Genomic DNA, 12,608 nt, shown 5'->3' with positions numbered 1-12,608 from the left:
CGCCGCGCCGCACGCGTGAGCCGGTCCGGACCGAGCGCGGGCCGCGGCAGGCGAGCCGTCCCGCCGAGGCGGCGCTGTACGCCCGGGTGTCCGGGGTCGGGCGGGCCGGGGGAGTGCATCCGGTGCGCCGGGTCGAACAGGCGCAGATCGGTTTCGCCGCGCTGGCGGTGGCGGCCTTGGTGACCGCGCTCGTCGTCGTGGCCTTCCTCGGCCTGGCGCACCTGCGCGCGGGGAGTTTCGGTGACCGGTTCGAACCGGCGGAGCCGGGGATCTCGCAGTCGGTGGACGCGGGCGCGGGTGGACTGTCCGGGACAGTTCGCTGAGGTGAAAATGCCTGAACAGAACGGGTTTTCGGGTAGTTTCGGCGACCGTGAAGATCGGCCGCGTCCCCGAAAAGCGCCCCAGAACTAGAACGTGTTGTTACGGTGACGGGCATCCTGAACCGAGGCGGGTAGGGGCCTCGGCGTAACCGGATGCGAGGTCATGTGCGCCGCTACTCGATCGTTGTGCTGCTCGGTCTGCTCCTGGGTGCGGTGCTGACGCCACCGGCTCACGCGACTCCCGGCTACGCCGACTATCTCGATCTCCCCGCGCTCAACGCCGACGGCGAATTCGGCGGCGGTCTGCACCCGGCGTTGCCCCTGAGCGAACCTCCACTGCGCGCCGCGCTGGACGCCGCGCGCGCCGACGGGATCGCGCCCCCGCGCTATGCCACCCTGCTGCACCAGTATTGGCTGGTCGTCTCCACCGGCAACGCGGCCATCGATCTGGCTGCCTGGGAGCCCTCTCGCGGTGTGGCCGCCAACTCGGCGACCTTCAGCCAGGTGTATGTCAACTACTTCCGCATCGCCGCCGCCCGGCCCGACTTCTACTGGGCGGGCCTGGCCGGCATCGCGGGTGGCTCGTTCGCCTCCGGCTTCTTCGACGTCGGTGACATCGGCGCGGTGCTCTCGGTCGGTGGGATCCACGAACTCGGTACCGCCGTCGCCGAGCTGCTGCGGGCCACCCCGCCCGAGCTCGTCGCCGAGGTGCCCGCCGACATCACCGGGCTGGCGCTGCACGGCCCGCGCCTGACCGCCGCCGACCTCGCCTGGTACCAGACCCGGCTGATGATCATGCAGAAGCACATCTTCACCGACCTGGTTCCGCAGCACGAGGTCTATCTGGCCGAGGGGATGGCGGGCATCGACGAGCTGTTCGCCGCCGGCGTGATCGACGAGAGCATGCGCACCGCTTGGGCGGGTATCGACGGCGGCACCGCGGCGGGCCGGGCCGACGCGCTGGTCCGGATGACCGACCGCGAACAGAACCACATCGTCGCCGACCAGTGGGACGTCACCGCGGCCGGTCGCGACGGCATGGGCCGGGTCCTCACCTACGTCACCACCGTGGCGGGCAAACCGGCGGTGCCCGGCGTCCGCGCGCCCGGGGTGTACGCCCCGGCGACGGTGCGCGCGGGCGGACTCGGCCTGCGGACGCCGCTGCCCGACTTCAACTGGGCCGACCGCGACGACCGCTGGGCCTACATCACCGCCGACCTGGTGCCGCGCCATCTGGACCTCACCGCCGACGCGGCCCGCGCTGTGTCGGTGTTCGCCGAACCCTTCCCCGTCAAGCTCACCCGCGGCCGGATGCTCGCCCGGTTACCCGAGTTGATCGCGGACCTGACCACGCAGTGGCAGGTGGTGCAGTAGTGACAGGTATTCTGTCAAGTGCCATGGAGTGCGCCTCGACGAAGGAACCCTCGGATGCATTGCCCGTATTGCCGACACCCTGACTCGCGAGTCGTGGACTCGCGTGAAGTCGAGGAGGGCACGGCGATCCGCCGTCGGCGGTCGTGTCCGTCCTGCGGTCGCCGGTTCACCACCGTCGAGACCGCGATCCTGTCGGTGGTCAAGCGCAGCGGCGTCACCGAGCCGTTCAGCCGCGAGAAGGTGATCGTCGGTGTCCGCCGTGCCTGCCAGGGCCGCGAGGTCGACGACGACGCGCTCAACCTGCTGGCCCAGCAGGTCGAGGACGCGGTGCGCGCCAAGGGTTCTCCCGAGGTTCCGAGCCACGAGGTCGGCTTGGCCATCCTGGGCCCGCTGCGGGACCTGGACGAAGTGGCCTACCTGCGCTTCGCCTCGGTGTACCGATCCTTCACCAGCGCGGCCGATTTCGAACGCGAGATCACCGAGATGCGCAAGGCGCGCGCGGCGGCCGTCGCGACGACCGACTGACGCGCCCCGCTCACCGCCGGATCGCGCCGATCGCCTTCTCGATCCGCTTGACCGACACCGGGTACGGCGTGCCGAGCTTTTGCGCGAACAGGCTCACCCGCAGTTCCTCGATCATCCACCAGATCTCGGTGACGTCGCGGGCATGCTTGCGGCCCTCGGGCAGACTTCGCACCAGCTTGTCGTAGGCCGCCAGCATCCGGTCGACCTCGACCATGCCCTGGCGATCGCGCACCGCCGAGCCGGGCAGCGATTCCAGGCGCTGCGCCGCGGCGAGCAGATAGCGGGGCAGTTCGCGCAGCCTGGCCCGACCCCATTCGGCGACGAAACCGGGGAACAGCAGGTCGTCGAGCTGCTGGCGGACATCGTCGGCGATGTCGGCCTCGGTGGTGTCGGCCAGGGCAGCGCGGGCCCGGTGCGCGGCCGACAGGACCGGCGCGACGGCCCGGATCAGTCCGGTCACCGCGCCCGCCAGCTGTGGCCGGACGGTGGCGACCAGCGCGTCGAACTCCTCGGGTGTCCGGACTGGCCCGCCCGCAACGGCGATGAGTTCGTCGGCGGCGGCGACCCGGCAGTCCTCGACCAGCTTGTCCAGCGATCCGTCGGGGTTCTGGCTCAGCGCCAGGCGGTCGGCGGCGGGCAGTCCGGCGGTGACGGCGCGGGTGGAGGTCGGGATCGCGGCGAGCAGCAGGGTGCGCACGCCGGCGCGCATGGCGGCGGCCTGTTCGGCCGGGGAACTGAGCACCCGCACGGCCACCCCCTCGCCCTCGGGCACCAGCGCCGGATACCCGGTCACGGTCTGCCCGGCCACCTCCCGGCGCACCGTCGGCGCCACCGAGCCCAGCGACTCGGAGGTCCACACCGTCGCGGCCGGGCGTTCGGCGCCCGCCGTGGCCTTGGCCACCGACGCCGAAACCTGCGCGGCCAGCTGGGTCTTCAGCTGGGCCAGGTGCTTCGATGTGGCCAGGACGGTGCCCCGGCCGTCGACGGCGGCGAAGGTCATCCGCAGATGATCCGGAAGCGCGGTGGGCGAGAGATCGTCGGCGGTGATGGTGACCGAACCCAGCCGCGACAGCTCCCTGGCCAGCCCGGCGCGCAACGGTTCGGACCGGGGGACCAGCTCGCGCAGCGCGGCCGCCGCGAAGTCGGGCGCGGGAACGACCTGGCGGCGCAAGGTCTTCGGCAGGGTCTTGATGAAGGCCGCGGCCAGTTCCTCGCGCATGCCCGGAACCAGCCAGTCGAAGCCGACGGCCCGCACGTGCGCGAGCTGTTCGACCGGGATGCGCACGGTCACGCCGTCGTCGTCCTGGCCGGGTTCGAACTGGTAGGTCAGCGGGAAGCTGAGCTCACCCTGGCGCCAGGCGTCGGGGAAATCGGTCGGGTCGAGCGCGGCGGTCCCCGCGTTGACCACGGTCTCGGTGGCGAAGTCGAGCAGGGCGGGGTCGGTGCGTTCGGCCTTGCGCCACCAGCTGTCGAAATGCCGGACCGAGACGATGTCGGCGGGGATGCGCTGGTCGTAGAACTCGAACAGCACCTCGTCGTCGACGAGGATGTCGCGGCGGCGGGCGCGATGCTCGAGATCGGCGACGTCGTCGATCAGCGCGCGGTTGCGGGCGAAGAAGCCGTGCCGGGTCTGCCATTCGCCCTGGACCAGGGCGTGCCGGAGGAACAGCTCGCGCGACAGTTCCGGATCGATGCGCCCGTAGTCGACGGGACGGCCGGTGACCAGCGGCACGCCGTAGAGCGTGGCCCGCTCGTAGGCCCGGGCCGCGCCGCGCTTGGACGACCAATGTGGTTCGGAGTAGGTGCGTTTGACCAGATCGCCCGCGAGCCGCTCGGCCCACTCGGGCTCCACCTTCGCCGCGATGCGGCCCCACAGCCGCGAGGTCTCCACCAGCTCGGCCGCCATCACCCAGCGCGGCGGCTTCTTGGCCAGCGAGGATCCGGGGAAGATCATGAACTTCGCGTTGCGCGCGCCCAGGAACTCCCGTGACTCCGCCTCGCGCACACCGATATGCGAGAGCATGCCCGCCAGCAGGGACTGATGGATCTGCGCGCTCGGCCACGGCATCGCCGCCTCAGCCGCCGAATCCGCAGCTTCGCGACCGCCTTTCGCCGTCGCGGCGCTCGTGATCGAATTCCGCCCGGGCCGCGATGCCGCTGCGCCGCGCCCGCCTCGGGCGGAGCCGCCGCCGGGCCGACTCGATGACTGCTCGCCTTGCCCGTCCTCGGCGGTCGACTTCGGTAGCGCGCGGTCGGTGCGTCCGCGTCCGCGACGACTCTGGTTCGGGGTCGCACCGTCCTCGACCGCGACGCCGGCATTCTCGCGATGCGTGCCCGCGGCGTTCCAGCCGAGCCCGCGGGTGATGGTGCGCAGCTGACCGTGCAGATCCTGCCACTCCCTGATCCGCAGGTAGTGCAGGAACTCGTCGCGACACATCCGGCGGAACTGGTTGGACGACAACGATTTGCGCTGCTCGGTCAGGTAGTCCCACAGGCGCAGGTAGGCCAGGAAATCCGAACCGTCGACGGTGAAGCGCGCGTGCTGGGTGTCGGCGGCCTGCTGATGGTCCACCGGTCGCTCGCGCACATCCTGGATGGACAGCGCCGCCACGATCACCAGCACCTCGTCCAGGCACCCGTTGCGGTGCGCTTCGACGAGCATGCGCGCCATCCGGGGGTCGACCGGCAGCTGCGACATCTCCCGGCCGATCGGGGTGAGCGTGAGACGGCCACCCGAATCCGCTTCGCCGTCCACCGCTTTCGCGCTGCCGTGGGCCAGCGCGCCCAGTTCCTCCAGTAGCGCGATGCCGTCGCGGATGGCGCGGCGATCGGGCGCCTCGACGAAGGGGAAGCTCTCGATGTCGCCCAGCCCCAGCGCCGTCATCTGCAGGATGACCGCGGCGAGGTTGGTGCGCAGGATCTCCGGTTCGGTGAACGCGGGCCGCGACTCGAAATCGTCCTCGGAGTACAGGCGGATGCAGATGCCGTCGGCGACCCGGCCACAGCGGCCCGAGCGTTGCCGCGCCGAGGCCTGCGAGACCGGTTCGATCGGCAGCCGCTGCACCTTGGTGCGCATCGAATAGCGGGAGATGCGGGCGGTGCCGGGGTCGACCACGTAGCGGATGCCGGGCACGGTCAGCGAGGTCTCGGCGACGTTGGTGGCCAGCACCACCCGGCGGCCGGTGTGCGGGGCGAACACCTTGTGCTGCTCGGCCGCCGACAGGCGCGCGTAGAGCGGCACGATCTCGGTGCGGGGGAGTTTCAGATCGCGCAGGGCGTCGGCGGTGTCGCGGATCTCGCGTTCGCCGGACAGGAAGACCAGCACGTCGCCGTCGCCCTCGGCGAACAATTCGGTGACCGCGTCGGCGATGGCGTCGGTGGGGTCGCGATCGACGACGCGGGTGTCCTCGTCGTCGTCCTCGGTGCCGGGCAGTTCCAGTGACAACGGGCGATAGCGCAGCTCGACCGGGTACGACCGGCCCGACACCTCGACGATCGGCGCGGGCGTGCCCTGCGCGTCGGCGAAGTGGCGGGCGAACAGCTCGGGATCGATGGTGGCCGAGGTAATGATCACCTTGAGATCGGGGCGCTGGGGCAGCAGCTGTTTGAGGTACCCGAGCAGGAAGTCGATATTGAGGCTGCGTTCGTGCGCCTCGTCGATGATGATCGTGTCGTAGCGGCGCAGCAGCCGGTCGCGCTGGATCTCGGCGAGCAGGATGCCGTCGGTCATCAGCTTGACCAGCGTGCGGTCGGAGGCCTGGTCGGTGAAGCGGACGGTGTAGCCGACCACGTCACCCAGCTCGGTGCCCAGTTCCTCGGCGATACGCTCGGCCACGGTGCGCGCGGCCAGGCGCCGTGGCTGGGTGTGGCCGATGGTGCCGCGGATGCCGCGGCCGAGCTCGAGGCAGATCTTCGGGATCTGGGTGGTCTTGCCGGAGCCGGTCTCCCCGGCCACGATCACGACCTGGTGCGCGGCGATGGCGGCGGCGATGTCGTCGCGGCGCGCGGAGACCGGGAGTTGCTCGGGGTAGGTGATCGGCGGGACCGCCGCGCGGCGATTCGCCACGCGGGTTTCGGCGGCGGCGATCTCCGCCTCGAGAGCGGGCAGGTGCTCGGGGCGCGACCGGTCGAGCTTGCGCCGGAGCCGGTGTTCGTCGCGCAGCGAGACCTCCGCCAGGCGGGTGCGCAGCGCGCGGGTACCGGTGCTAGCTGTCCTGGTCATTGCGCCTACCAGCCTAGCGAAGCCCGCCACCGGTTTTCCGGCCACGCCGTCGACGGCCGGTGCGGTCGAGACCAACGACACACCGGCGGCGGGTGCTGTTCGCCCGCGCGTGTCCGGTCCGGTCGCGGTCGATGCGGCGACGCGACGTTCCAGACCGGCGTTTTCGCGGTCGGCGCATGCGATGATCCCGACATGAGCGCAGCGATGGGCACGGCGTGGTGGATCAGGATTCTGCGGATCGGGTTCGGCGTCCTCGGTGCGGTCGCGCTGCTGTGGATTCCGGTGCGCAACATCGACTCCGCGACGTTCTCGCTGGCCAACTATCTGAGCTACTTCACCGTCGAATCGAACATCCTCGGCGTGATCGCGTTGCTCGTGGGCGGGCTGCTCGCGCCGCAGGGGCGTGGCTGGCAGCTGTTCCGCGGCGCGGCCACGCTCTACATGCTCATCACGATGGTCGTGTACGCGGTGTTGCTGTCGCGCATCGACGTGATGCTCAACGACAAGTGGATCAACGATGTGATGCACCGGTATCTGCCGTTGGTGCTGTTGCTGGACTGGCTGCTGGTCGCGATGCCGCAGCGGCTGCGGCCCAGCCCGCAGCTGATCGGGCAGTGGCTGATCTTCCCGCTGCTCTACGGCGTGTACAGCTTGATCCGCGGACCCATCGTCGACTGGTATCCCTATCCGTTCATCGATCCGCGCCAGCAGGGATACCTGTCGATGGCCATCGGCCTGGTCGTGCTGACGCTGGTCTTCGCGGCGCTGGCGGTTGCCATGGCGTCGCTGGGCGATCTGCCGGCCTGGTGGCGCGAACGCAGGTCCGCGGACTGAGACATGCGCGAGTCCGCCGAGCGGGACCGCTCCGGTTCGGGTAAGTGTGGAGCCATGAATGCGCTCTGGCATGGATTCGCCGATATGGGCGCCGTCACTCGTGACGGTGCGTTCGTCGTCGCCCGTGGCGACGGTGCCTACGTCTACGACACCGCGGGCAAGCGATACCTCGACGCCACCGCCGGACTCTGGTTCGCCAATGTCGGGCACGGTCGCGCCGAGATCGCCGACGCGGTCGCCGAGCAGTTGCGCACGATCGCGCACTACTCGAACTTCGGTGATCTCACCGAGCCGCCGACCCAGGAACTGGCCGAGAAGCTGTCGCGGATCGCGCCGGTGCCGGGCAGCAAGATCTTCTTCACCTCCGGCGGTTCGGACTCGGTGGAGACCGCCGCCAAGCTGGCCCGCCGGTACTGGCACGAGCTGGGCCGCACCGACAAGAAGATCCTGGTCGGGCGCCGCCTGGCCTACCACGGCATGCATTACGCGGGCACCTCGATCGGTGGTCTGGCCGGTAATCGGGAAGGCTACGGCGAACTGGTCACCGACACCCGCACCGTCGAATGGGACGACGCGAAGTCGCTGCTGGCCCTGATCGAGGAGATCGGCGCCGAGCAGATCGCGGCGTTCTTCTGCGAGCCGATCATCGGCGCGGGCGGGGTGTACCTGCCGCCGGCGGGCTACCTGGCCGAGGTGCGCCAGATCTGCCGCGACCACGACATCCTGTTCGTCGCCGACGAGGTGGTGACCGGCTTCGGCCGGATCGGCGGCAGCTGGTTCGCCTCCACCAAGTTCGGTCTCGAACCCGACCTGGTGACCACCGCCAAGGGGCTGACCTCGGGTTATCTGCCGATGGGCGCGGTGTTCATCGCACCGCATCTGGCGGAGCCGTTCTTCGCCGGTGGCGTCTGGTGGCGGCACGGCTACACCTACGGCGGGCACGCGGGCGCGGCGGCCGCGGCGCTGGCCAATCTGGCCATCATCGAACGCGAAGGACTGCTCGAGGAGGCGGCCCGCCTGGAGAGCACCCTGCATACGCTGCTCGCGCCGCTGGCCGAGCACCCACGCGTCGCCGAGGTCCGCAGTGGTCTCGGCGCGGTGGCCGCCGTGCAGCTGGCCGATCCGTCCGAGGGCCCCGGCATGGTGAAAACCCTGCGCGAGCACGGCATCTCGGGCCGCGCCGCCGGGCAGGGCGCGATGCAGATCTCGCCGTCGTTCGTGATGACCGACGCCCAGGTCGTCGAGCTCGTCGAGGGCTTCACCCGCGCTCTGGGTTGATCGCCCACGGGGTCGGCGGCAGATGCTACCGACCCCGTTCCAGCCGCTCGGCCCGGTCGTTGAGGTAGCGCTGTTCGGGGACGCCGGCGGTCAGCCGCGCCGCGCGGCGGTAGTTCTCGAGCGCGTCGTCGATGGCGCCGGTCAGTTCGAGCAGATGGGCGCGCACCGCGTAGGTCCGATGGTGGCGCGCCATCACCGGATCGTCGAGCAGTGGCGTGACCATGGCCAGCCCGGCCGCGGGCCCGTCCGCCATCCCGACCGCGACCGCGCGGTTGAGGGTGACGATCGGGCTGGGCGCGATCCGGTCGAGCATGTCGTAGAGCACGCGGATCTGCGCCCAGTCGGTCGCGCCCCACGTCGTGGCTTCGGCGTGCACCGCCGCGATCGCCGCCTGCACCTGGAATCGGCCGACATGGCCTCGGGGCAGCACCCGTTCGAGGATCGCGACACCCTCCTCGATCGCCTGCCGATCCCAGCGGGTCCGGTCCTGCTCGGCCAACGGGACCAGGTCACCGCCGCGCATCCGGGTCGCCGAGCGGGCGTGGGTGAGCAGCATCAGCGCCAGCGCGCCCGCGATCTCGTCGTGGTCGGGGATCGCCGCGGCCAACGCCCGGGTCAGCCGGATCGCCTCCTCGGACAGGTCTCGATCCACCAGCGCGCCACCGGCCGAGCGGGTGTGGCCCGCCACGAACAGCAGGTGGCAGACATCGAGCACGGCCGCGATCCGGGCCGGGAGCGCGTCGGCATCCGGCAGCGCGAAGCGGGCGCCCGCCGCCCGCAGGGTGGCGCGAGCCCTGGTGAGCCGCTGGGTCATGGTGCGCTCCGGCACGAGGTAGGCGGCGGCGATCTGCGCGGCGCTCAGCCCGCCGACCGCGTGCAGGGTGAGCGCGACCTGTGAGGAGCGGCTCAGGCTCGGGTGACAGCACAGCAGGAACAGGCGCAGGGTGTCGTCGCCGTCGTCGGGCACGACCTGATCGGCGGGTGGGGCGAGACCACTGTCGGCGGGCCGCGCCACCGCGACGGCCGCCTCGCGCCCCGACCGCGCCTGATCGGCCCTGACCCGATCGATCAGCCGCCGCGCGGCCACGGTGATGAGCCAGCCCCGGGGATTGGCGGGCAGTCCGTCGGTGCCCCACTGCGCGGTCGCCGCCTCGGCGGCCTCCTGGGCGGCGTCCTCGCAGTCGCCGAGATCGCCGTGCCTGCGCAGCAGGGCGGCCAGGACGTAGGGCGCCTCCCGGCGCCAGACGTCCTCGACGACCCGCTGATTCACTGGTCGTCGCCGCCCGGCCACATCGTCGGCCGCAGTTCCACGGTCTCACCCGGCCCGGCGAACCGGGCGACGATCTGTTCGGCCCGCTCCTGGCTCTCCACATCGATCAGGAAGAACCCGGCCAGGTGTTCCTTGGCTTCGGAGTAAGGTCCGTCGCTGACCAAGGGCTTGCCGTCGGCCCAGCGATACAGCCGCGAGGTCTCCGGCGCCGCCAGCGCCTCCCCGGTGACCAGCTCGCCGCGCTCGTGCAGCTCGCCGAGCAACTGCTCGAACTCCGCGTTGCCCCGGTCCCGCTCCGCCTGCGACAGCGCCTGGTATTCGGGCAGGTAGTCGCTGGTGGGGTGGCCCCACGGCTGCGGGTTGGAATGGATCAGGATCACGTACTTCATCTCGGCTCCTCACGATCGTCGATGCGCCCGTCTCGGCCCATCCTCACCCGGAACGTCGGAGCCGATCGGGTGTTGTCGACATCGCGGGTCAGCCGAGGGCGAGAGTGAAGAACTGGCTGTGCGGATCGAGGACGTAGTCGGCGAACGGCCCGCACTCGGTGAAACCGTGCCGCAGGTAGAGGCGGCGCGCGGGGGCGAAGAACTCGTGGGAGCCGGTCTCCAGGCTCAGTCGCGCATAGCCGCGCCGCCGTGCCTCCGCGACGATGCCGGCCAGCACGCCCGCGGCGACGCCACGGCCGGTGAACCCGTCGGCGGTGCGCATGGATTTGATCTCGCCGTGGGCGGGGTCGAGTTCCTTGAGCGCACCGCACCCGGCCAGCTCGTCGCCCACCCAGGCACTCCACACCGTGACAGCGGGATCGCGCAGGGCGGCCAGATCGAGGGCGTGCATGCTGTCGGCGGGGGAGTTGGCGGCCATCTCGGTGTGGTGGCCGGTCAGCAGGTCGCGGATGGGGGCGCCGGAGAGATCGTCGACCGTCACGCGCAATGCCTGCGCCGAGGCCACGGAGTGTGCGTCGGACATCGGTCCATGATCCGTCATCACCGGTGCGCGCGTTCGCGTGGGGGCAAACGCCCCCGCGGGCACCGTGGTCGATGCGAGCATGGGGAGCGCGGGTCTCGACTCGAAGGTGGTGGGGTGTGGCCGAATTCGTTGAGCACTATGCACTCGTGCGGTGGCCGGTGGTCGCCGCGTTCGTGCTGGCGACGATCATCGTCGCGCGGCGGTTGACCGGCCGGGTGGCACCCAGCCACCGGGTCGACGCGGCGGCCGACAGCGCCCACCTGCTCATGTGCCTGATGATGCTGGCGATGCTGGTGTTCCCCGCCGCGACCCATCCGCTGGCCGTGCGCGGCGTGCTCACCGCACTCACCGTCGCCTTCGCGATCCTGCTGGTCGAGCGTGTTCTCGACCGGGGGGCCGCGGCGGGGCCGGACGGCGTGCTCGCACTCGGCTACCACACGCTGGCGGCCGCGGCGATGCTGTACGCGATGGCCGGTCACGGTGGCGAGCACGAGAGCGGTCCGGGCTGGCTCGCGGCGGCGCTGGCCGCGCTGTTCGCGCTCGACGCCCTGCTCGCGCTCGGTACCGTCGGTCACGGCCCGCGCCCGCACCGGTTCGTCCACCCCGTCGGCGCCCATCCACTGACCTCGGCGCTGATCCCCCATGTGGTGATGGATATCGGTACCGCCTTCATGCTGATCGCCGCGATCGGGTAGTGAATACCGATCCACAACCGCTCGCGCTGCGAATTGCCGTTGTGTGGACAGGAATTCGACGATGAACCGGCAGCGTAGTCCCGACCCGGCGGCCGGTGGCGTCGAGCGGTCCGTCCCCGACCTCCCGTCCGAGCCCGACGACCGCGACGCGCTGCGCACGCTCTTCCGGGCCACCGGGGCCGCGGCCTTCGGTCTCGCGCTGCGGATACTGCACCGCCGGGGCGCGGCCGAAGACGTTGTCCGCGAGGGATATCGGCGGTTGCGCACGACACCGTGGACGGTCGATCCCGAGCCGCCGGCGCCGCCGGGCGACCCCGCGGCGGACTCCGGTCCCGATCTCGGGACACCCTGGGGCCGTTCGGCATTCGTCGGCGGTCAGCGTCGCGACACCGGTTTCGGCCGCGGCGCGGTCTACGATCGCGACGGCTCCCGGGTCGGCGGCGTCCGCCCGCCCGCGTCCGAGCCGGAGCTGCTGGCCCCCTATGTGGGTCGCGGCGAACCGGAGTTCAGCGCCGAGCAGACCTGGCTGCTGGCCCAGGTCCATCGGCTCGCCGTGCAACGGCTGCGGCTGGACCGCCACGACCGCGACGACATCCCCTGGCTCGCCGCCTCGGCCCGGCTCGGTTTCGCCGACCCGCTCGACAGTCACTGCGAGGTGTTCGTGCTCGCCTACTACGGTGGGCGCCCCTACCGGGCGATCGGCCGCGAACTGGGCCTGCGGGTGCCCGCTGTCACCCGGCTGCTCGCCGAGAGCGTGGAGCGGCTGGCCGAGCAGCGGACCCTGCCCGTGGGCCCCGCGCGATCCTGGAGCCCCCCGGGCTCACTGCTCGCCTTGGCCGACGCCTACGCCCTCGACGCGGTCGCCGAACTCGAACACCACCACATCGAGAACAAGCTGGCCACCGTGAGCCCGGCCGGCCTGGCACAGTTCGCCGACCGGGTCCGGGGTGTGCACGACGTGCTCGCCCGCCTGGCGGTCGAGGACCAGCGCACGCCGCCCCGGCACCTGGAAGCCAGGATCCTGGCCGACCTGACCAGCCCCGACACCTCCCGACGGGGGCACTGGACCGCCCGGCCACCCTGGCTGCGCCGCTTCGGCGGCCCGCCGGGCCACTGAG

At 71.3% G+C, this 12,608-nt stretch carries 11 protein-coding genes; 7 read left to right on the top strand and 4 right to left on the bottom strand.

Annotation, left to right across the window (positions count from 1 at the left end):
- The 3 genes from V8688_RS21875 to nrdR form a co-directional block, all read left to right on the top strand.
- Nucleotides 1-323, top strand: a 323-nt coding sequence (locus tag V8688_RS21875; protein WP_342801585.1) for a hypothetical protein, incomplete at its 5' end; no start/stop codon positions are given.
- Between the two features lie 150 nt (nt 324-473).
- Nucleotides 474-1,694 carry a hypothetical protein gene (locus V8688_RS21870; protein ID WP_218716482.1) on the top strand — a complete coding sequence of 407 codons (1,221 nt, stop codon included), beginning with the start codon at nt 474-476 and terminating at the stop codon, nt 1,692-1,694.
- 54 nt (nt 1,695-1,748) lie between these two features.
- Nucleotides 1,749-2,219 carry a transcriptional regulator NrdR gene (gene nrdR, locus V8688_RS21865; RefSeq protein WP_218716483.1) on the top strand — a complete coding sequence of 157 codons (471 nt, stop codon included), beginning with the start codon at nt 1,749-1,751 and terminating at the stop codon, nt 2,217-2,219.
- A 10-nt stretch (nt 2,220-2,229) separates the two neighbouring features.
- Here nrdR and hrpA read toward each other — a convergent pair whose 3' ends face one another.
- Nucleotides 2,230-6,441, bottom strand: coding sequence for an ATP-dependent RNA helicase HrpA (gene hrpA / locus V8688_RS21860; RefSeq protein ID WP_342801584.1), 4,212 nt, complete (start codon nt 6,439-6,441; stop codon nt 2,230-2,232).
- Between the two features lie 192 nt (nt 6,442-6,633).
- On the opposite strand from hrpA, the gene V8688_RS21855 reads away from it, so the two are divergent.
- Both V8688_RS21855 and V8688_RS21850 read left to right on the top strand, forming a co-directional pair.
- Nucleotides 6,634-7,275: a Pr6Pr family membrane protein gene (locus tag V8688_RS21855; RefSeq protein WP_218716485.1), complete on the top strand. Its 642-nt coding sequence runs from the start codon at nt 6,634-6,636 to the stop codon at nt 7,273-7,275.
- Between the two features lie 54 nt (nt 7,276-7,329).
- Nucleotides 7,330-8,553, top strand: a complete 1,224-nt coding sequence (locus tag V8688_RS21850; protein WP_218716486.1) for an aminotransferase class III-fold pyridoxal phosphate-dependent enzyme — start codon at nt 7,330-7,332, stop codon at nt 8,551-8,553.
- Nucleotides 8,554-8,578: 25 nt separating this feature from the next.
- On the opposite strand, the gene V8688_RS21845 is transcribed toward V8688_RS21850, so the two are convergent.
- The 3 genes from V8688_RS21845 to V8688_RS21835 all read right to left on the bottom strand — a co-directional run bounded on the left by V8688_RS21845 (nt 8,579) and on the right by V8688_RS21835 (nt 10,795).
- Nucleotides 8,579-9,823: a DUF6596 domain-containing protein gene (locus V8688_RS21845; RefSeq protein WP_218716487.1), complete on the bottom strand. Its 1,245-nt coding sequence runs from the start codon at nt 9,821-9,823 to the stop codon at nt 8,579-8,581.
- The gene (locus tag V8688_RS21840; RefSeq protein ID WP_218716488.1) at nt 9,820-10,212 is read right to left on the bottom strand and encodes a YciI family protein; all 393 of its coding nucleotides are present in this window, start codon (nt 10,210-10,212) and stop codon (nt 9,820-9,822) included. Before V8688_RS21840 ends, V8688_RS21845 begins: the two co-directional genes overlap by 4 nt.
- An 88-nt stretch (nt 10,213-10,300) precedes the next feature.
- The gene (locus V8688_RS21835; protein WP_218716489.1) at nt 10,301-10,795 is read right to left on the bottom strand and encodes a GNAT family N-acetyltransferase; all 495 of its coding nucleotides are present in this window, start codon (nt 10,793-10,795) and stop codon (nt 10,301-10,303) included.
- Nucleotides 10,796-10,911: 116 nt separating this feature from the next.
- Between V8688_RS21835 and V8688_RS21830 the strand changes: the two genes are divergently transcribed.
- Nucleotides 10,912-11,490 (top strand): DUF5134 domain-containing protein, encoded by a 579-nt coding sequence (locus tag V8688_RS21830; RefSeq protein ID WP_218716490.1) that lies wholly within the window; start codon nt 10,912-10,914, stop codon nt 11,488-11,490.
- A gap of 61 nt (nt 11,491-11,551) precedes the next feature.
- A complete protein-coding gene (locus tag V8688_RS21825) occupies nt 11,552-12,607 on the top strand; it encodes a hypothetical protein (RefSeq protein ID WP_342801583.1) in 1,056 nt (351 codons plus the stop codon).
- Nucleotide 12,608: the final 1 nt, after the last annotated feature.

Origin of the sequence: Nocardia sp. No.11 (genome assembly GCF_038752175.1) — a bacterium.
Lineage (GTDB): Bacteria > Actinomycetota > Actinomycetes > Mycobacteriales > Mycobacteriaceae > Nocardia > Nocardia canadensis.
The sequence above is the reverse complement of the archived record's forward strand: the minus strand, read 5'-3'. Positions and strand labels throughout refer to the sequence as shown.